A 19,559-nucleotide genomic window follows, 5' to 3' on the forward strand; every position below is an offset into this window, starting at 1 on the left:
GCATGAAAAGCAATGGTTTTCAAGAGTCTTCAACAACCAAAACGTAGAGATATTTTTTTTAAATTACTGACCGAAATCATATTTGAAACTTTTTGTTCTGGCTATCTTTGTTCCTATGAAAGCAGCCTTGTTTTTTACCGTAATATTTATGATGCTAAAGCCTCTTTGGCCCATCGTGGATTATGCGCTAAATTACGATTACATAGTGGCTTTTGTATGTGAAAACCGTGACAAACCCGAACTGGAATGTAACGGTACCTGTTACCTTACAAAAGAATTGGCAAAAGAAGCCAAAGACGATGCAAACCCCTTGGGCAACTCGCAAACCAAATATGAATGGTCTCAAGTTGTCTATGTCGAGCCTGTTTCGACTTACACATTAAACGCCCCTAATGCTTTTGAAGTCTGTGCAATTCCGGTAGGAGCTGATCAACGTGCGGACTCCCAGCTTTACGCATATAACATTCCAAAACCACCTCAGGCATAACTGTTCTACAATAATGGGCTTTTAAACAGGCTCTTGCTTTTCTTTTTTAACATTTCAAATTATAGAATTATGAAAACCTATAACAATGGGCTTGGCTTGCCTGTGGCATGCCGTAGCTTGATGCTGTTGTTGTGCGTGGTGGTCGCAGTGCCCGTTTTGCAGGCGCAAGAACAACAACTGGACAGCTTGCCGGCATTTCCTGTGCATTTAGATGAAGTAGTACTGATAGGCAATGCCAAAAAACTGAAACACCAAACAGGTCAGAAACCCCTTGCGACGCTTGATGAATACCTGGAAGGTGCGCAGAAAGTGACTATGATAAAACGCGGGGCCTACGCCTGGGAACCTGCATTGAACAATATGACTTCCGAACGATTGGTCGTGACCATAGACGGCATGCAGATATTTGGCGCGTGCACCGATAAAATGGATCCCGTTACCTCTTATGTGGACGTTTCAAATTTAGCGGAAGCCCAGATACAATCGTCCCAACAAGGGGCACAGTTTGGAAATACCATTGGAGGTGGCATCAACCTTAGTTTGCAAAAGAATACCTTTGAGAACAAGGGGTTGTCCGCTACAATAGAAAATGCGTTCGAAACCAACAACAACCTCCGTGTAGTTGGCGCAGATGTCGGTTTTGAAAGTAAACGTTTTTATGCCAATGGCGACATCCTTTACCGTAAAGCCGATAATTACTATGCCGGTGGCGGCGAAGAGGTTGAGTTTTCGCAATATGAAAAGTACAATGCTTCGTTGCAAACGGGGTACAAGTTGGCCGAAGGTAAAAAACTGTTGGCGTCCCTAATTTACGACGAGGCGAAAGATGTTGGGTATCCGGCACTGCCCATGGATGTCTCCTTGGCGCGGGCTGTAATCGCATCGGTAAGCTTGGAGCAGGATTCGCTATTGTCGATGTTTGGCGATTGGGAAACCAAACTGTATTACAATACCATTAAACATGTCATGGACGATACGCAGCGCCCTAACGTGCCCATCCACATGGATATGCCTGGGTGGAGCGAAACGGCGGGGATGTACTCACAGGCAAAATATGCAGCGTCCAAGCATGTGTTTACGCTAAAAGTTGATGGATATTACAACCGGTCGTATGCCGAAATGACCATGTATCCCAATAACCCCAATGAGCCAAACATGTTTATGCTCACTTGGCCAGACGTGCGTACATGGAACACAGGTCTGTACTTGGAAGACGTTGTTTCGTTTAAAAACGATCAATCTTTGTTGTTCTCCACCCGTTTGGGCGTGCATCGCAACCATATAGCGGACGATTTTGGGTTCAACAGCTTGACCATTTTTTATCCTGAACTGGAGCGTTCTCAAACCCGGTTGCTGAAAAGCATTTCGGGAGAGTACAAAAAGAGCTTTAATGTCTTTGAAGTTGCTTTTGGGGCTGCTTATGGCGAACGCGCCCCGTCGGTTTCGGAAGGGTATGGGTTTTATTTGTTCAACAGTTACGATGGTTTTGATTACCTGGGCGATCCCAATTTGAGTACCGAAGCGTCCATGGAAACCCATGCGGCAATTTCCTATAAAGAGAAGCAAGTAGAATTGAAATTGGAGGCCAATTATTTTCACCTGCCCAATTATATAATAGGCAAGGTAGTCCCCGAGTTTGCTCCCATGACCATTGGCGCCAATGGCGTTAAGGTCTATACCAATCTCGACTATGCGCAAATTTTCAATACCTCGTTGCAGGCCCAGTGGCGACCGTTTAACCGGTTGGTTTTAAAGGCACGTGTTTCGTGGCACCGAGGTACCGATAATAAAGGTGAAAACCTGCCGTTGATAAGCCCATTGGCTTACAAAACCAGTGTGGCGTATTCACGAAACGGGTATTCGGGAACGGTTTCGGTAAATGGAAATGCCACCCAAGAACATTTTAATCCTGCCTATGGCGAAAAACAGACCGATGCGTATAATGTGGTCTCCGCTACTTTTGGTAAACGGTTTTTTGTGGCTGGGAACAGTTTGTACGCCAAAGCCGGGATAGAGAACATCTTCGATACCAACTACACCACTTTTAACGATTGGAACAACATCCCGCAAATGGGACGAAATATGTTCGTTACCCTATCGTATTCCATAAATTAACAACAATAAAATATCAAATAATGAAAAATTTAAAATATATAGCAATCGCTCTTATCACAATAATGACATGTATCTCCTGTTCAAAGGACGATGCCGATGATAATACTGAAGTTGAAGAAAACCCAATGGAAGATTTTTCTCTTCTGAAGGAATTTGACTATGATGAGCACACTTTGGAAGTGTATTCAGAAAACAATACGCAATTTGAAATAGGGTATACACCTTTATATATGCGTATAAAAGATAAGGTTTCCGAAAAATATGTAGAAAACGCCGACTTGTCTTTAAAACCCATGATGCACATGGAAAATATGATGCATTCGTCACCTGTTTCACCGGTTGTGGCTACTGATAACCCAACGGTTTATACCGGGTACGTGGTATTTCAAATGCCTGGAAATGCCACCGAATATTGGGATATTACTTTTAATTATTCCTTAAACGGAACGGAGTTTTCAAAAACAGAACGTATAGATGTAGTTGCCCCGGCCGATGGCTTAAAGCGCGTAAACACCTTTATGGGCACCGACGAAACCCGTTATGTGCTCGCATACGTGGGGCCTGTAGCTCCTCAAGTTGCCCTAAATGATATGACCGCTGTACTGCACAAGATGGAAACCATGATGGAGTTTCCCGTGGTAGAAGGCTATACCGTTGAGATAGATCCAAGGATGCCGGGGATGGGGAATCATTCCTCGCCAAACAACGTCGATTTAAGCTATAACGGGCAAACCCAAATGTACGCGGGAAAACTGTCTCTATCCATGACGGGATACTGGAAAATAAACATGAAATTGGTAGATGATGAGGGTGCGGTTTTAAAAGGCGAAGACGTTACCGACGAAAACCCTGAAAGCAGCCTGTATTTTGAAATTGAGTTTTAAGTTTAAAACGGAACAGACAATAACGATAAGCCGGTTTATGCCGGCTTATTGCATGTAAATAATTATGTTAAAGTTTTTACAAAGAAAATAATTGGCATTTCTTAATTGAAAACCTATATTTGCACGTTTTAAAATTTATATAAACACGTACAAGAATGCAAAATAAAGGACTCATTACAGTATTTGCAATACTCTTTGGCTTGGTAAGTTTGTACCAACTGTCATTTACGTTTGTTGCAAACAAAGTTGAAGGCGATGCAGAGGCTTTTGCACAAAGCCAATACCCACAGGAAAACCAGCATGACGAGCGGGAAATGGCAGAATCGAGCTACTTGGATTCCATTGGTTCAGAGCCGGTGATACTCGGTATTGATTACAATACGGCAAAAGACAAGGAGCTCAACAAAGGGCTCGACCTAAAAGGAGGGATCAATGTAATTCTTCAGGTTTCGGTTCAGGATATCCTTCGAGGACTGGCAAACAACTCTAAAGATCCTGCCTTTAATCAAGCGTTGGCCAATGCCAACGAACTTCAGAAAGATAGTCAAGACACGTATTTGGAGTCTTTTTATAAAGCTTTTGAGGCTTTGCCCGGCGATAACTCGTTGGCTTCGCCCAGTATTTTCTTTAATAAAACCTTAGAAGATGATATCAACGCTTCTATGACCAACCAAGAGGTGAAATCGGTTCTGGAGCGTAAAATCGATGAGTCCATCCTTTCAGCATTCGAGGTTATACGCAAGCGTATCGATAAGTTTGGGGTTACCCAGCCTAACATCCAACGTTTAGGGAATTCTGGTCGTATCTTGGTAGAGCTACCAGGGGCAAAAGATGTAGAGCGTATTAAAAAACTGTTGCAGAGTACTGCCCAATTGGAATTCTGGCACGTTTATAAATTTGACGAAATGGCCGGCTTTTTAGCCCAAGCCAACCAAAAGGTAAAAGAATTAAAAGGGGATGATGTTTCAGAAAAAGAAGAAACTGCAGAAGCTGCAGATTCGTTGAACGTTTCCGAACAAGCAGAAGCAGCTACTGAAACCGATTCCACAGAAATCGCACAAGATACTACAGCTACCGATGAAGATGATATTAGTAAATTATTAGGTGGTGAAGATGTAGAGGAAGCAGCCGAAGAAAACCCAATTTTGGACAAAATGGTTTCCCCAGGTTTCCAAGGAAGCCCTGTGTTGGCCACTTTTGAAGTCCAGGATACCGCAGCAATCAATAGCTATTTGCGTATGCCGCAAGTAAAATCGTTGTTGCCAAATGAATACCGTTACGTTGAATTTGCTTGGGGATTGCCCACCGAAAGCCAAGTGGAAGGGGTTGGCGAAGTAACCTCTTTATACGCCGTTAAAGGAAACCGAAACAACGAACCACCGTTGTCTGGTGGCGTAGTAACCGATGCAACTCAAACCTACGACCAAAGAGGGCAAGTGGCCGTTTCCATGCAAATGAATGGAAAAGGAGCCCGTATCTGGGAAGAAATGACCGGTGAAGCCTACAAGAACCAGAGCCAGATAGCCATCGTGCTCGATAATATTGTGTATTCTGCACCAGGGGTAACCACAGGGCCCATTGCAGGAGGAAGTAGCCAGATTACCGGTGACTTTACCATTAAAGAGGGGCAAGATTTGGCAAACGTATTGCGCGCAGGTAAACTGCCTGCCTCTGCCGATATCATCCAAGCAGAAGTAGTGGGGCCAACGTTAGGTCACGAAGCCATTAACAGTGGGATTATATCGTTTGTTCTTGCCTTGGCCTTTGTATTGGTCTGGATGGTGTTTTACTACGGAAAAGCTGGTGCGTTTGCCGATGTCGCCTTGGTGGTAAACATTTTGTTCATCTTCGGGATATTAGCAGGGCTTGGCGCTGTATTGACGTTGCCCGGTATTGCTGGTATAGTATTGACCATTGGTATTTCGGTAGATGCGAACGTACTTATTTTTGAACGCATACGCGAAGAGCTTGCCAAAGGGAAGGCGCAGCGCGATGCCATTAAAGATGGTTTCAACAATGCGTTGTCTTCCATTCTCGATGCCAATATTACAACAGGGCTTACAGGTTTGATTTTATTGGTGTTCGGTACAGGGCCTATTCAAGGGTTCGCAACTACCTTGTTAATAGGTATTCTTACATCCTTGTTTACGGCAATCTTTATTACGCGACTGTTTATCGATATGTATGCCAAAAACGGAAAGCCGCTGACCTGTTCTACCGGTGCCACCAAGAACCTGTTTAAGAACGTAAATATTAACTTCCTTGGGAAACGTAAAGTAGCCTATATTATTTCAGCTATTTTAATCTTAATAAGTTTAGGATCGTTGTTTACCAATGGGCTTAACCAAGGGGTTGACTTTGTGGGTGGCCGTACCTATACCGTTCGTTTTGATAAAACCGTAGATGCTAAAAACATTGAAAAGGATTTAGTAGCTACTTTTGGAAGTGCGGAAGCAAAAACTTATGGAAGCGATAACCAACTTAAAATCACTACCAAATATAAGGTAGATGAAGCCAGTGAGGGTGTGGACCAAGAGATTGAACAAATGCTTTTTGAAACCTTGAAGCCTAATTTTCCATCAGACATGACGTATGACGATTTTAAATCGGATGACGACAACAAGCAGGTAGGTAGAATGGAGTACTATAAAGTAAGCCCTACCATTGCCGATGATATTAAAAAGGACTCCTTCTGGGCCGTATTGGGCTCGTTGATCGTGGTGTTCTTGTATATTTTACTGCGCTTTAGAAAATGGCAGTTCAGTTTGGGTGCCGTAGCGGCCGTATTCCACGATGTATTGATCGTGTTGGGTATCTTCTCGCTTACCTATAAGTTTATGCCGTTTAATATGGAGATTGACCAATCGTTCATTGCGGCGATCTTAACGGTAATTGGGTACTCGCTAAACGATACCGTGGTGGTGTTTGACCGTATTCGCGAATACTTCAACGAACACAGCACTTGGAAAATAAACCGTGTTATCAACTTGGCGTTGAACAGTACGTTGAGCCGTACGTTAAACACCTCGGTTACTACCTTGATCGTGTTGTTGTCGATATTCTTGATTGGTGCAGAATCCATCCGCGGATTGATCTTCGCCTTGATGGTCGGGGTTGTGGTAGGTACCTACTCATCGCTCTTTATCGCTACACCGGTATTTTTCGATACCGTTAAAAAACGAGGGATCGATCTTACCGATAAAAAAGAAGAAGAGGAAAAACAACCAGAAGCTGTTTCACAGTAAGGTTTCTAATTTCTTCGGAACTATAAAAACCCCGTCTTTTCAGTTGAATGGACGGGTTTTTTGTTGTTAGGTTGTAGCGGTCAAGTAGATGAAAGGCAACACGGAATATAGATGTTGTCTATTCGATTGTACTTAAGCCGGTTTTTAAATTTCTCCGTTCAGCAGGAAGGTGCGGTGGAAGTGATACGATATGGAATTTGGATAACCTTTCGAAACTATGATTAAAGGAACACCCCAAAACCATCATTATGGGATAATTAAAATAGTATTATTGAAGAATGGGATTCGTGTTTTTCTTGTGGTGCATTGTTAGGCAACGGTTTTGTTTTCGTATTTTTTGATTTCCTCCAATTCCGCTTTTTTTTCATCACGTTTTTCTTCGATATCATAATCGTCTTGAAGTCCAAGCCAGAATTTGGCAGAATTTCCAAAATATTTACTCAATCGCAAAGCCGTATCTGCTGTTATTCTCCGATTTCCCTTTACAATTTCTGAAATTCTTGTCTGTGGTATTTTCAAGTCCTTTGAAAGGCGATACGCACTTATTTTTAGAGGCTCAAGAAATTCGTACAGTAGAATTTCGCCAGGATGTATGTTATTCAGCTTTTCCATGTTCTTTATCTTTTAATGATAGTCGATTATTTCCACTTCACTTGCGTTTCCTTTGTTCCATTGAAATATTATTCGCCATTGTTTATTAATTCGGATGCTGTAAAATCCGCTCAAGTTTCCAGTCAGTTTTTCAAGTCGGTTCGATGGCGGAATTTGTAAATCGGCAATATCTTGCGAGCTATTCAGCATTCTCAATTTCCGACGTCCAACGTTTTGAATTTCAATGGGCATTTTTTTGACTCGGATCCCGTTCCAAATCTTATCGGTTTCTTTCGAGCCAAAGGAGATAATCATACTTTTGGTTTACGTTACTAACGTCAAAAGTAGGTGAAAAGTTTGTTTTCTGCAAATATTGCCAAACGTCTTATATAACGGTCAGTTACGGTTTAATATGCGCTTATTTTCAATCTAGTACAATGTAGCCTCCCGAAGCAACGGAACGCCTCAATTGGAGTTATACATTGCTGTAAACAGTTTTATTCTCCATAATAATAGATAACCGTTTCTATTAAATTTCCATCTTTATCAAGTTGTCTTCTTTCAGAGGGGAAGTAGTTTGGGTCATCAAATGTGTACTGATAGGTATATTTTGTAGTGAATTCTGTTTCTGATGTTAATTTTTCTTGAACCTCTTGTTGCAAGTTAATCTGACTTCCAAACCACTCCCAAGTGATTTCTGCGTCTAATTGCGGAAAAACATTTTTAAATGGATTGTTTCTTTCGTTATAAGTGTATTTCAGAGTTGAAAAATTATCTTGAGCTAAGATTACATTCCCAGAGGTGTCATATTCATAAGTTGTCGTTGTGCTTTTACCATTTTCATTTCGTTCAGTGCTAATCACTTGGCCAGAATCATTGTGAGTATAGAGAACTATTAGATTTTCATCTTCGGTTCTTAATTCAGAAAGTCTATTATTCTCGTAAATCAAATTTGTTACTAAGGTATCGTTACTTTCAATTGTTTCAAAGCCAGTTAATTGATTGCCATTATAATTATATATGGTAGTTTTTCCAAAATTATTATCAAGTTTTTTTATCAATTTATTCATATACTCAAAATTGAAAGTATCATTGCTTCCTTCCGATTCAATTATAGTATAACGTAGTGGAATTACCTCATTTTCATTTGGGATTTCCGTATCATCATTACCAGAAGTACAGGATAAAAGTGTTGCTTTTAAAAGAATTGATAGTAATAATCTATACTTTTTCATTTTTTTTCAAAATTGTTTACAACATAAATATAAACACAATCCACTAATTTCCATACCATTAATTATCAACATGCCACGCCACAATATCCCCTTTTTCCAAGCCCCAGGTGTAACTAAGGCCGGCGTTTACTTCCAGCACGTATTGCGCAGGGCCTTCGGAAGGTAAAGAAGTGGGGTCCATGGGTTTGGCGCCTTTTTGGATGCTCACTATTTTTTTGTCGCTGTCAATATAGATAATGTCCAGTGGAAAAGCCGTGTTTTTCATATAAAACGAACGGGGTTGTTCGTTTTCAAAAATAAAAAGCATTCCTTGGTTGTTGGGCATGCTTTTGCGGTACATCAAGCCGGTCTGGGTTTGGTATTCGTCGTCGGCGATCTCGATGTCCAACGTAGCCACAACCGAATCGTTCTTGGCTTTTTTCAAGGTCAATTCGCCTTCTTTGGTAAATTGAACCTCTTTTGTAATGCTTTTTTGTTCGTTTCTGTTGTCTTTGCAACTATAAACAGCACCGGTGATAGCGATGCTGAGCAATAATATAAGTGTTTTTTTCATAGTATAAAGGTCTTACGTTCTGGTCATTTCTCTCCCGTAGTTACGAGAGAGAAATCACATCCTGCTAGTCACTTCTAAAATTCTTTTTTCCAATTTATTTTTTCTCACTCAGATGTGATCCATCATCGTACCTGCCATACTTGTAATTCAGGCGGGCCTCCTTCAGGATGATAATACTTGTTTACATTTCCTCTTTCGGATACTTTCGTTTTGGGGCTTGTACCATTAAATAGATACCTATTAAAATAAACGGAATGCTCAACCACTGTCCCGTGTTCAGCGCCCATTGGGCCCGGTCTTCTACTTGGGCCTCTTTTACAAACTCCACCAAAAAGCGTACCGTCCAGAGCAAAATCAAGAACACGCCAAAAATATAGCCCAGATACTGGCGTTTGTTGGTTTTCCAATAGATAAACCAAAGGATAAGGAACACGATTATATAACCCGCTGCTTCGTAGAGTTGCGCCGGGTGCCGCGGAAAGCTTTCGCCCAACTGCTTAAAGATCACCCCAAAATCACTATGGGTGGGTTTTCCAATGATTTCAGAATTGATAAAATTACCAATGCGCACAAAAATACCACCACAAGCTACGGCAATCACCACACGGTCCAGAATCCACAACACCGGTTTTTTAATCACCCTTTTGCTGTACATGAACATGGCAATAATAATGGCAATGGCGGCTCCGTGGCTGGCCAGGCCTTGAAAACCGGTAAACTCAAATTCGGGTACGGTGCGAATGGGCAGCAATACCGCCAGCGGGTCTTCCCAAATAAGTTCGGTTTGATAGAAAATTACGTGACCCAAGCGCGCACCCAATAGTGTTGCGATCACGGTATAGATAAAGAGGCTGTCCAGTTTTTCTTCGGAAACGTTTTCATTTTTATAAATCCGCTTCATAATGAACCATCCTAAGGTAAAGGCGATCACGAACATTAAACTGTAATAGCGAATCATGATAAAACCAAGGTCGATCCCTTTGGAAGGGTCCCAGGTGAAAGCTAAAAATTGTGTCATCTGAAAAGTTTTTTAGGCTTGCGGTTAAAAGTTCAACTAAACATTGCCGCTTGCGAATGTAAAGATAGAAAATCCGACAGGCTTACAAACCTCAGGGTCTTTCTTTTTTTGGCGGAACAGGGTCATAGCCCGAACCGCCCCAGGGATTGCAGCTTGCAATGCGTTTTATGGCCAGCCAACCTCCCTTTAACAGGCCGTGGGTTTTCAATGCTTCCATACTGTACTGCGAGCAGGTGGGAGAGTAGCGGCAGGTGGAAGGCGTGAGCGGGGATATCACAAGTTGATACACCCGGATTAAAAACACAAAAGGCGCGATGATGATTTTCTTCATTAGTGCTTGTAAAAATACGAAATGTGTTTTCGATACAAAATTACAGCTGCGTGAGCAACTGTAATTTCACTCAAACACCTGTTAAATTATTTTTTTAACTTCAATTATGGGACATCCAGCATCCCTCGTCCAGCTTTTATCTTCTGTCCAATCGGTTCCTGATCGGAGTCGAAGGACTAACTTTCCACCCAATTTTTGATAATCTTTTTCCCTTTGGGCGTCAGCACGCTTTCTGGGTGAAACTGAACCCCACGAACGTCGTACAGTTTATGGCGCAACGACATAATTTGCCCGTTAGGATCTACCGAGGTGATTTCCAAAACCTCGGGTAACTCCTTTTTATTGACCACCCAAGAGTGGTAACGGCCAATTTCAATTTCATTGCCCAAGCCATTGAACAACGGTTCATCATCCACTATAATAGTGGCTTTGGTGGCAACCCCGTGAAATACTTCGCTTAAGTTGATGATGCTACCGCCAAAGACTTCGCCAATGGCCTGTTGCCCTAAACAAACACCTAAAATTGGTTTGGAGGGAGCATATTTTTCGATAACCTGTTTCAACAGGCCGGCTTCATCTGGGATGCCAGGTCCTGGGGATAACAAGATTTTATCGTAACCTGCTGCTTCTTCCAGTAAAAATTTGTCATTTCGTTTTACGGTTACATCGCAATCCAGTTCCTCTAGATAATGCACCAAATTATACACAAAACTATCGTAGTTGTCTATTACCAGTATTTTCATCTATATGCCCACGTAGACGGGTATCTTTTTGGTTATTACTTTGTTTTTATCAAAGCTTTTCAATTATATACTTTGTTATTTTAGCATCAGGATTTATATTTCCTCCGCCAATTCCAGCGCTTTGGTCAAAGCGCCCAATTTATTGTAAACTTCCTGCAGTTCGTTTTCTGCTTTACTTTCTGAAACCACGCCCGCTCCAGCTTGATAATGTAAGGTGTGGTCCTTGCTTACAAACGAACGGATAATGATGGCATGGTTAAAATTTCCGCTGAAATCCATAAAGCCAATCGCGCCTCCGTAAAATTTGCGACTTCGGTTTTCGTACTGCTCCAGCAGTTGCATGGCTTTGTGTTTGGGGGCACCGCTCAATGTGCCGGCCGGAAAGGTGTCGGCCACCACTTGCATAGTGGACGTTTCTTTGTGTTTGTTGGCCGTAACCTTGCTCACTAAATGAATGACGTGCGAAAAGAACTGAACTTCCCTATACGTCTCCACCGTTACATTGGTCCCATGCCGACTTAAGTCGTTCCTTGCCAGATCGACCAGCATCACGTGTTCGCTGTTTTCTTTTTCGTCGTCCGAAAGTTGTTTGGCCAGTTGGGCGTCTTGTTCGTCGTTTCCGGTGCGTTTAAAAGTGCCGGCTATGGGATGAATCTCGGCCGTGTCGCCTTTTACTACCAATTGTGCTTCGGGCGAGCTGCCGAAAATCTTAAAGTTTCCGTAGTCAAAATAAAACAGGTAGGGCGACGGGTTTACGCTGCGCAAGGCACGGTACACGTTAAATTCGTCCCCTGTAAACGCCTGCGAAAACCGCTTGCTGGGCACAATCTGGAACACATCGCCACGAGCGCAATGTTCTTTGCACTTTTTTACTAATGCTTTAAAGCCTTCGTCGTCTATATTGGTCTGTGCTTCGCCTTGTATATGGAATGGATATTCTGAAAAATCCTTAGCTTTCAACAGCTGCTCCAGTTGTGGAATGTTGCTTTCGGTTTCATAACAATGGGCAAATAAATAGGCTTCATTGTTAAAATGGTTGATGGCGATGATGTTTTGATACACGGCATAATACATATCGGGCATATCCAGATTCTGTTCTTTTTTTGAAATGTCGATGTTTTCAAAATATTGAACGGCATCGTACGCCATATAGCCAAAAAGACCGTTATTGATAAACTTCAAATTGTTCTCTTCGGAAACAAATGAAGCGGCAAAAGCATCTAAAATAGCCGGGACATTGGTTTCAGGATTGATAGTGATTTCGGCTTTCTTTCCATCTGGAAATTGTTGCGTAATCACCCCCTCCTTAACTTCAATGGAAGCGATGGTGTTACAGCATATATAACTGAAGCTATTATCGTTGGCGTGATAGTCACTGCTTTCCAAAAGCAAACTGTTTGGAAACGTATCGCGCAGGCGAAGATACACCGAGACTGGGGTCAAAGTGTCTGCCAACAGTTTTTTTGAGTGCGTTTTTAAGTGATATTTCATATTGTATTGAAAACAAAAAAGGCTTATCGTGAAAGACAAGCCTTTGGTTTTATAACTACCATGGTGCTTTGTTCACGTTGGGTTACGTGTGCAAAGTAGGCCACCAGGTATGTGTGTTTTGTGTGATCATTCGGTTTCAAAGATAAAAATGAAATTGAAACAAACAAAATATGGTTGCTGCTTTTTTTGAGTATGGGAATCTTGAACGGGTGATGGTGGCAAAATTAAATGTTGCCCTTCAATCAAACATAAAAGCTTTTCGTTGTTTTATATGTCTATAGCAATGAGATTCCTTATTTTTACAAAAAATAAACCAATGGATCTCACTCAACAAGAATGGAGCGAAAAGCTTGCTGCAGACGATAACGCGCAGATTTTAGATGTGCGCACCGATGAGGAAGTGGAAGAAAAACACCTTCCAAACGCTAAACAAATGGACATCCAAAACCCGCCTAAGTTTATGGAGGAACTGCAAAAACTGGATGCTTCAAAAAATTATTATGTGTATTGCCGTTCTGGCGCCCGAAGTGCGCAAGCCTGTGCTATTTTAAAGTCGCAAGGGTTTGAAAACTGTTATAACCTATTGGGTGGCATCAGCGAATGGGAAGGCGAAACCGTTTCTTAAAAAAGTTCAATTATGAAAAATTACGTATTACATATATTTCTTGGTCTTAGTGTCCTTTTTGCTTCCTGCCAAGAAAACAAGTCCGGTACCGTTGAAGTTATGAACCCGCATCACTTTTTGGAAACCATGGAAAACGATTCGTCCAGCCAATTGGTCGATGTGCGTACTACCGAAGAATTTGAGGTGAGCCATTTAAAAGACGCCCAAAACATCTGTGTGACCGATGCCGATTTTGAAGAACGCATCAAGGAATTGGATAAAAACAAACCAGTATATGTGTACTGCCGAAGCGGAAACCGTAGTGCCCGCGCCGCCAAAATATTGGAAGAAAATGGTTTTACCAAGGTGTACGACCTGCAAGGCGGCATCACTTCTTGGGACGAAGAAGGGTTAGAGACCGAACAGTAGGAAGCTAGGTGCTGAATGCTGGATGATGGATGCTGTGCTGGAAGTTGGAAGCTGTTTTTTTTTAAAATCTTACCGGTTCTGTTATTTTAAGTAAATGATTTTACGGCTCAAATGGTTTAAAGGGAGATCAAAGTGCCAATTCCGTAAAACTTTATTGAAATCATACCTCATAAACTGTAATCTTAAAATCTCAAATCGTACTTCGTAAAGTGTGCTTTTAGTTTGTAATTAGTAAATAGTACTGCTTATTGCCTCCTTTGTGTTTCGTATTTCATACTTCGCAAATCAATCAATTCCATTCTTAAAATAATTAACAAATTGATTTTCATGCCGTTAAAATGACGCTAAACTTGCGGCTACGGTCATAGTTCTTTGTGTTCAATTCCTATATTTAACAATCAAATTAAGGTATTATGAAAAACAAAGGTCAGATTATCCTTGAAGAAATGCGCAAATTGATTAAGAAAAGCTGTGATGCCGATATGATGTTGAACCCACATTATTACAGCTTTCAAAAATCGTTGTTGAAGTTCTTTTTCAACGCAGCTTCGGTATCTATAGACCGCAGTAAAAAGACCATAACGTTATATGGCGGTGCAATTGTGGACCATTCGCCTAGAACGTTGTACAACATTAACCAGTTGAATGCAACGACTATTTCTTATACCAACTTGGAAGAAACCTTAAAAGGCTGCTTGGAGAAGACTGACAAAGCCAAACGGTTTTACAAATCGCAATTGTTCCATTATAATAATGTGGCACAAGTGGATACAGAAGATGCCATTAGCGCATAAACATCCTTTTGTCAAAAGAATATAGGAAAGTCGCCAATCTCCATGTTGGCGGCTTTTTTCATAAAATCATGTACCTTTAGCCTTTATGGTTCATATAAATTGAAAAACCACGTTCCGATGAAAAAAATCACCTCCCTATTGTTGCTGGCCTTAACGGTAACCGCTTGTAACAATTCCACAAAAAATCCTGAGAAAAACGATGCCGAAATGAAAACCGATTCCATTGAAAACCCGTTTTTTACGGTAAGCTCACTGCCTTACCAAGCACCCGATTTCAGTAAAATTAAAGACGGCGACTATCGGCCTGCCCTTCAAAAAGGGATTGAAGCAAAAAAACAAGCAATTGAAGCAATAGCCACCAACCCCGATGCCCCAACCTTCGAAAATACCGTAGTTGCCTTGGAAAAAAGCGGTGAGTTGCTCAATCGTACCCGGCAGGTTTTTGGAGCAATGACCTCGGCAAATACCAATGACACCTTGCAGGCGATTCAAGAAGATATGGCGCCCAAATTCGCTGCTTTAAATGATGCCATTTATTTAAATGAAGCCTTGTATCAACGTTTTAAAACCCTGTCCGATAAAAAAGAAACCCTCGACCTCGACGCCGAATCCAAAAAGTTGCTCGAAAATTATATGGAAGACTTTAATATTGCCGGGGCCAACCTTTCTTCCGAAGATAAAGAGACCCTTAAAAACATCAACACACAACTGGCTTCCCTCACAACCAAATTTACCAAAACCCTTTTGGCAGCGAACAATGCAGGAGCCAGTGTTTTTAACGACAAAGCCCCATTGGCCGGCTTGAGCAACTCTGATCTTGAAGGATACAAAAACCCCGATGGTGATGGTTGGAAAATACCGTTGCAAAACACCACCCAACAACCTGTACTGCAGTCGTTGCAAAACAGGGACACCCGCGAAAAAATCTTTACCGCTAGTTATTACCGGGCCGATGGCAGTGAACACGACACCAAGAACATTATAACCGAAATTGCAGAACTCCGCGCCCAAAAAGCCAACCTTTTAGGTTTTGACAGTTATTCGGGATGGAAATTGCAAAAAACCATGGCCAAAACACCTGAAAAAGTATTTGAGCTGTTTAACAAATTGGTACCTGCAGCCACGGCAAAAGCACAACGCGAAGCCGACGAGATACAAAAAATGATCCACTCCAAAGGCAACGATTTTACCTTAGAACCTTGGGATTGGAACCATTATGCCGAAATGGTACGCAAGGCAAAATACGATCTGGACGAAAACCAGATAAAACCTTATTTTGAACTGAAGACCGTTTTGGAAAAAGGGGTATTCTACGCTGCCGAAAAATTATATGGCATTACCTATAAAGAACGCCACGATATCCCAACTTATCACGACGATGTGCTGGTTTACGAGCTTTTTGAAGAAAATGGCGATGCATTGGGCTTATTTTATGCCGATTTCTTTTCAAGGCCCAGTAAACGTGGCGGGGCGTGGATGTCCAATTTTGTTACCCAATCGAAGTTATACGATACCAAACCGGTTATTTACAATGTGTGCAATTTTCCCAAACCCGCTAAAGGGGAGCCTGCGTTGTTGAGTTATGACAATGTGGAAACCATGTTCCACGAATTTGGTCATGCATTGCACGGTTTTTTTGCCGACCAGCAGTATCCATCGCTTTCAGGAACGGCCGTGGCACGCGATTTTGTTGAGTTTCCCTCTCAAGTAAACGAAAATTGGGCGCTTTATCCCGAGGTGCTGAAAAACTATGCCCTGCATTACAAGACCGGTGAGCCCATTCCGCAAGCCTTGATCGATAAAATTAAAAAATCGGGTACCTTCAACCAAGGCTATTCCTTGACCGAAACCTTGGCCGCCGCAGCTTTGGATATGATGTGGCATACCGTTTCGGAAGATGAAGCACTAAACGATGCCAATGCATTTGAAAAGAAAGCGCTTAACAAAATGAAACTCGATGTGGTCCATGCCGTACCACCGCGGTACCGCTCTACTTATTTTTCACATATTTTCTCAGGAGGCTATGCTGCCGGATATTATTCTTATATCTGGACCGAAATGTTGCATCACGATGCGTATAGATGGTTTGAAAACCACGGTGGCCTCACCCGTGAAAACGGACAGCGTTTTCGGGACATGGTGCTGTCGCGCGGCAACACCTTAGAATTGGAACAAATGTACCGCGACTGGCGTGGCAGTGATCCAAAGATTGAACCGATGTTAAAAGCCCGGGGGCTGGATTAAGTGATTGGTCTTCGATACAAATTAAACCATGCTGGGGTTTAACAATCACTCAACCATCTTTGCTAGTCTTAAATTTGATTCCTTGTTAAAATAAGGATAGAACGGAGCCGAAATGTACCGATGCGACCGGTTCATTTCGGCTCCGCTCAGGTACCGGTGTTCAGCATCTTTAACACTTAAAAAATCGGGGTATATTTAAAAAAAGGGAAAAGCTTTAAGTTTCCATGCTCACAATTCCTTTTAATTTCGATGGAAGGAAAACCAAAAGCACCACATTATGGAAACCGATAAACTGCTGCACGAAATTTACAACATTGTCAAAAACCCCAATTTACAGCCCGATCTGGCTTATTTTGAAAAATATGGACTTTCTGAAGATAGTTTGGCGCGCATTGACGATATCAACAAAACGGTGACCAACCAGTACAACACCATACAGCTGTTACAGACGCCTTTGGGAGAAAAACAGTTGAAGAACCAATTGGCACAAGTAGAAAAAATGACCCAATCTGGCGAACAGACTTTTGAGGTGATCCACGACCTAAAGGAAAGCCTGAAGCACACCTTGAAAGAAAGTGAAAATTCACAGAACATCACCAAGATTATGTACGTGCTTTCTTTTGTGTTGGGGCTGGCACTTATTGTGGTAGCGGTGCTCTTTGCCATACAGGGCAAGACCATTTTGGCCATTGCTTTTGGCACCTTCGGTATGGCCGATATCGTGGCGCACTTTATTGCAGACCCACCAGCCCGGTTGCAGGAAAGCCGAAGCAACTATGTACAGTTGACGGCACTTACCTTGGCTTGGTTTAAGGAAACCATCAACAATGACGGCTGTATTGCCGCTTCGGGGCAAATGACTCCAGAAATGATCAAGAACTACAACAGCTTGGCCGAAAATTATGTGAACAATACCGAAAGGTTCTTTAAAATGGTGGACGACCTGGCCGAACCTAAGCCTAAAAGAAGAGCAGGAAAGCAGCCAAAAGAAAATGAAGGATAATAGTTCAGAATAAGAAAGGCAACAAATTTTTATAGTGACAACAAAGTTGCACTGGCTTTCCCATTGTCATTCAAAAGTGTGGCTTCGGTAGAAATGCAAGTACAATGCAATTTGATATTCACAGGCCTACCATCAAAAACCTTTAAATATTTTGATACCTTTATACCGTATTCAATAATTCTTCATTCCATAACCAATACGCTATGATAAACGTATCTTTTAAAGCCTTGGCGGCTTCTTTGTTTTTCTTTTTAATCACCCTAACCGGTTTTTCGCAAGCACTTACCCCCAAACAAATTGACAGTCTGGTGCTCAAAACTATGGAGACCTTTAATGTTCCCGGAATGGCGGTTGCCGTTTTAAAAGATGGAAAGGTAGTCTCAAAAAAAGGATACGGATTGCAGTCGCTTAAAACAAAAAAACCTGTGAATACTGTAACCATGTTCGGGGTGGCTTCCAATACCAAGGCTTTTACAACCGCTGCCCTGGCCCAGTTAATCGATGCCGGTTCATTGGAATGGGACACCAAGGTAACCGATATCATTCCCGAGTTCAAACTCTACGACCCTTATGTTACCAGTGAATTCACGGTACGTGATTTAGTTACCCACCGAAGTGGTTTGGGGCTAGGCGCTGGCGATTTGATGGTCTTCCCGGCAAACAACACCACGAGCAAAGCCGAAATGATCCACAACCTGCGGTATTTAAAGCCGGTGTCGTCATTTCGGTCTAAATTTGATTACGACAACCTGTTGTACATCGTGGCCGGCGAAGTAATTGAAAGGGTTTCTGGGCAAGCGTATGATGCGTATATTAAAGAACACTTTTTCGATCCGTTACAGATGGACAGGGCCACGTTCAATACCCAAAAAATAGCGACCGATGCCAACCGAATTGATGGCCACGCTCCTGTAAACGGCAAGTTGGAACTAACGGGTGCCACGTTTACAAAAATATCCGATCCGGCGGGAGGTATGTATAGCTCCATCGACGATATGGCAAAATGGGTACAGGTTCAATTGGACCAAGGGAAATACGGCCCTAAAAAGCAAGACAGTCTGTTCAGTGAACAAGCCCATCGCGAAATGTGGACGCCACAAACCCTCATACGTACTGGAAAAGGTGCGTATAACACACATTTCTACGCATACGGATTAGGCTGGTTTTTAAAAGATGTAAACGGTTATTTTCAAGCGAGCCACACCGGTGGGTTGTTGGGTATTGTGAGCCAAGTAACTTTAATTCCAGAACTTGACTTAGGCATCATTGTATTGACCAACCAACAATCGGGCGCAGCGTTTACGGCCATTACCAATTCTATTAAGGACGGTTATTTTGGCATGACCAATAAAAACCGGGTAAAACAGTACAACGATGCCCGGCTTACACATGAAAAACGAGCCGATAGCATCACGGCCGCTGTAGAAAGAAACTTAACAGCATCGTTACAAAACAAAACACCAAAACCTAACCTTGACCATTATGCCGGTACCTACCGCGATCCTTGGTTTGGAAAGGTGAGTATAGACATTGAAAATGGTAAGCTCAATTTCACTTCGGAAAAATCCAAAGACCTAATCGGTAGCATGCAATTTTACAAAGGGACTACCTTCGTGGTACGCTGGGACGACCCTTCATTAAAAGCAGATGCCTTTGTGAATTTTTCACTGGACACCGAAGGACAGGCCAAGGGCTTTACGATGAAACCAATCTCACCCTTGACCGATTTCAGCTACGATTATCAGGACTTGGATTTTGAGCGGATTGATTGATGTTTAAGGTATGGTGTATT

The 19,559-nt window shown here is 42.1% G+C and carries 18 protein-coding genes; 10 read left to right on the forward strand and 8 right to left on the reverse strand.

The features are described from left to right. The first annotated feature begins 115 nt into the window (after positions 1 to 115). From DDV96_RS02815 to secDF, 4 genes are all read left to right on the forward strand, one after another. Positions 116 to 487: a hypothetical protein gene (locus tag DDV96_RS02815; RefSeq protein WP_116693239.1), complete on the forward strand. Its 372-nt coding sequence runs from the start codon at positions 116 to 118 to the stop codon at positions 485 to 487. 69 nt (positions 488 to 556) lie between these two features. After that, entirely contained in the window at positions 557 to 2,602 is a 2,046-nt protein-coding gene (locus DDV96_RS02820; protein WP_116693240.1) for a TonB-dependent receptor, read from the forward strand. A 20-nt stretch (positions 2,603 to 2,622) separates the two neighbouring features. Beyond that, positions 2,623 to 3,486 carry a hypothetical protein gene (locus tag DDV96_RS02825; RefSeq protein ID WP_133240803.1) on the forward strand — a complete coding sequence of 288 codons (864 nt, stop codon included), beginning with the start codon at positions 2,623 to 2,625 and terminating at the stop codon, positions 3,484 to 3,486. A gap of 155 nt (positions 3,487 to 3,641) precedes the next feature. Further along, positions 3,642 to 6,731, forward strand: coding sequence for a protein translocase subunit SecDF (secDF, locus tag DDV96_RS02830; RefSeq protein WP_116693242.1), 3,090 nt, complete (start codon positions 3,642 to 3,644; stop codon positions 6,729 to 6,731). Positions 6,732 to 7,040: 309 nt separating this feature from the next. Here secDF and DDV96_RS02835 read toward each other — a convergent pair whose 3' ends face one another. The 8 genes from DDV96_RS02835 to DDV96_RS02870 form a co-directional block, all read right to left on the reverse strand. Further along, positions 7,041 to 7,343: a HigA family addiction module antitoxin gene (locus DDV96_RS02835; protein ID WP_116693243.1), complete on the reverse strand. Its 303-nt coding sequence runs from the start codon at positions 7,341 to 7,343 to the stop codon at positions 7,041 to 7,043. A gap of 12 nt (positions 7,344 to 7,355) precedes the next feature. Then, positions 7,356 to 7,637: a type II toxin-antitoxin system RelE/ParE family toxin gene (locus tag DDV96_RS02840; protein ID WP_116693244.1), complete on the reverse strand. Its 282-nt coding sequence runs from the start codon at positions 7,635 to 7,637 to the stop codon at positions 7,356 to 7,358. 182 nt (positions 7,638 to 7,819) lie between these two features. Continuing rightward, entirely contained in the window at positions 7,820 to 8,557 is a 738-nt protein-coding gene (locus tag DDV96_RS02845) for a hypothetical protein (RefSeq protein ID WP_116693245.1), read from the reverse strand. A 58-nt stretch (positions 8,558 to 8,615) separates the two neighbouring features. Beyond that, on the reverse strand, positions 8,616 to 9,110 hold the full coding sequence (locus DDV96_RS02850) for a DUF192 domain-containing protein (protein ID WP_116693246.1): 495 nt from the start codon (positions 9,108 to 9,110) through the stop codon (positions 8,616 to 8,618). A 181-nt stretch (positions 9,111 to 9,291) separates the two neighbouring features. Next, complete coding sequence (gene lgt, locus DDV96_RS02855; RefSeq protein WP_116693247.1) at positions 9,292 to 10,128, reverse strand: prolipoprotein diacylglyceryl transferase; 837 nt, start codon at positions 10,126 to 10,128, stop codon at positions 9,292 to 9,294. A 91-nt stretch (positions 10,129 to 10,219) separates the two neighbouring features. Continuing rightward, a complete protein-coding gene (yidD, locus tag DDV96_RS02860) occupies positions 10,220 to 10,459 on the reverse strand; it encodes a membrane protein insertion efficiency factor YidD (RefSeq protein ID WP_116693248.1) in 240 nt (79 codons plus the stop codon). Positions 10,460 to 10,635: 176 nt separating this feature from the next. Beyond that, positions 10,636 to 11,202 carry an anthranilate synthase component II gene (locus tag DDV96_RS02865; RefSeq protein ID WP_116693249.1) on the reverse strand — a complete coding sequence of 189 codons (567 nt, stop codon included), beginning with the start codon at positions 11,200 to 11,202 and terminating at the stop codon, positions 10,636 to 10,638. Between the two features lie 93 nt (positions 11,203 to 11,295). Beyond that, positions 11,296 to 12,693 (reverse strand): anthranilate synthase component I family protein, encoded by a 1,398-nt coding sequence (locus tag DDV96_RS02870; protein ID WP_116693250.1) that lies wholly within the window; start codon positions 12,691 to 12,693, stop codon positions 11,296 to 11,298. A 316-nt stretch (positions 12,694 to 13,009) separates the two neighbouring features. Here DDV96_RS02870 and DDV96_RS02875 point away from each other — a divergent pair, with 316 nt between their 5' ends. The 6 genes from DDV96_RS02875 to DDV96_RS02900 all read left to right on the forward strand — a co-directional run bounded on the left by DDV96_RS02875 (position 13,010) and on the right by DDV96_RS02900 (position 19,539). Next, complete coding sequence (locus tag DDV96_RS02875) at positions 13,010 to 13,318, forward strand: rhodanese-like domain-containing protein (RefSeq protein ID WP_116693567.1); 309 nt, start codon at positions 13,010 to 13,012, stop codon at positions 13,316 to 13,318. A gap of 12 nt (positions 13,319 to 13,330) precedes the next feature. Further along, complete coding sequence (locus tag DDV96_RS02880) at positions 13,331 to 13,726, forward strand: rhodanese-like domain-containing protein (protein ID WP_116693251.1); 396 nt, start codon at positions 13,331 to 13,333, stop codon at positions 13,724 to 13,726. Between the two features lie 413 nt (positions 13,727 to 14,139). Then, positions 14,140 to 14,520, forward strand: a complete 381-nt coding sequence (locus DDV96_RS02885; RefSeq protein WP_116693252.1) for a hypothetical protein — start codon at positions 14,140 to 14,142, stop codon at positions 14,518 to 14,520. A gap of 117 nt (positions 14,521 to 14,637) precedes the next feature. After that, complete coding sequence (locus tag DDV96_RS02890; RefSeq protein ID WP_116693568.1) at positions 14,638 to 16,764, forward strand: M3 family metallopeptidase; 2,127 nt, start codon at positions 14,638 to 14,640, stop codon at positions 16,762 to 16,764. A gap of 277 nt (positions 16,765 to 17,041) precedes the next feature. Beyond that, complete coding sequence (locus tag DDV96_RS02895) at positions 17,042 to 17,767, forward strand: hypothetical protein (RefSeq protein ID WP_116693253.1); 726 nt, start codon at positions 17,042 to 17,044, stop codon at positions 17,765 to 17,767. A gap of 203 nt (positions 17,768 to 17,970) precedes the next feature. Next, entirely contained in the window at positions 17,971 to 19,539 is a 1,569-nt protein-coding gene (locus DDV96_RS02900; protein WP_116693254.1) for a serine hydrolase, read from the forward strand. Positions 19,540 to 19,559 lie beyond the last annotated feature (20 nt).

It is taken from the genome of Marixanthomonas spongiae (assembly GCF_003095375.1).
Classification (GTDB): Bacteria; Bacteroidota; Bacteroidia; order Flavobacteriales; family Flavobacteriaceae; genus Marixanthomonas; species Marixanthomonas spongiae.

Excerpts from the sequence above, each read along its gene's own strand:
- DDV96_RS02815 (WP_116693239.1), top strand. The coding sequence starts at position 116 with ATGAAAGCAGCCTTGTTTTTTACCGTAATATTTATGATGCTAAAGCCT.
- DDV96_RS02820 (WP_116693240.1), top strand. The coding sequence starts at position 557 with ATGAAAACCTATAACAATGGGCTTGGCTTGCCTGTGGCATGCCGTAGC.
- DDV96_RS02825 (WP_133240803.1), top strand. The coding sequence starts at position 2,623 with ATGAAAAATTTAAAATATATAGCAATCGCTCTTATCACAATAATGACA.
- secDF (WP_116693242.1), top strand. The coding sequence starts at position 3,642 with ATGCAAAATAAAGGACTCATTACAGTATTTGCAATACTCTTTGGCTTG.
- DDV96_RS02835 (WP_116693243.1), bottom strand. The coding sequence starts at position 7,343 with ATGGAAAAGCTGAATAACATACATCCTGGCGAAATTCTACTGTACGAA.
- DDV96_RS02840 (WP_116693244.1), bottom strand. The coding sequence starts at position 7,637 with ATGATTATCTCCTTTGGCTCGAAAGAAACCGATAAGATTTGGAACGGG.
- DDV96_RS02845 (WP_116693245.1), bottom strand. The coding sequence starts at position 8,557 with ATGAAAAAGTATAGATTATTACTATCAATTCTTTTAAAAGCAACACTT.
- DDV96_RS02850 (WP_116693246.1), bottom strand. The coding sequence starts at position 9,110 with ATGAAAAAAACACTTATATTATTGCTCAGCATCGCTATCACCGGTGCT.
- lgt (WP_116693247.1), bottom strand. The coding sequence starts at position 10,128 with ATGACACAATTTTTAGCTTTCACCTGGGACCCTTCCAAAGGGATCGAC.
- yidD (WP_116693248.1), bottom strand. The coding sequence starts at position 10,459 with ATGAAGAAAATCATCATCGCGCCTTTTGTGTTTTTAATCCGGGTGTAT.
- DDV96_RS02865 (WP_116693249.1), bottom strand. The coding sequence starts at position 11,202 with ATGAAAATACTGGTAATAGACAACTACGATAGTTTTGTGTATAATTTG.
- DDV96_RS02870 (WP_116693250.1), bottom strand. The coding sequence starts at position 12,693 with ATGAAATATCACTTAAAAACGCACTCAAAAAAACTGTTGGCAGACACT.
- DDV96_RS02875 (WP_116693567.1), top strand. The coding sequence starts at position 13,010 with ATGGATCTCACTCAACAAGAATGGAGCGAAAAGCTTGCTGCAGACGAT.
- DDV96_RS02880 (WP_116693251.1), top strand. The coding sequence starts at position 13,331 with ATGAAAAATTACGTATTACATATATTTCTTGGTCTTAGTGTCCTTTTT.
- DDV96_RS02885 (WP_116693252.1), top strand. The coding sequence starts at position 14,140 with ATGAAAAACAAAGGTCAGATTATCCTTGAAGAAATGCGCAAATTGATT.
- DDV96_RS02890 (WP_116693568.1), top strand. The coding sequence starts at position 14,638 with ATGAAAAAAATCACCTCCCTATTGTTGCTGGCCTTAACGGTAACCGCT.
- DDV96_RS02895 (WP_116693253.1), top strand. The coding sequence starts at position 17,042 with ATGGAAACCGATAAACTGCTGCACGAAATTTACAACATTGTCAAAAAC.
- DDV96_RS02900 (WP_116693254.1), top strand. The coding sequence starts at position 17,971 with ATGATAAACGTATCTTTTAAAGCCTTGGCGGCTTCTTTGTTTTTCTTT.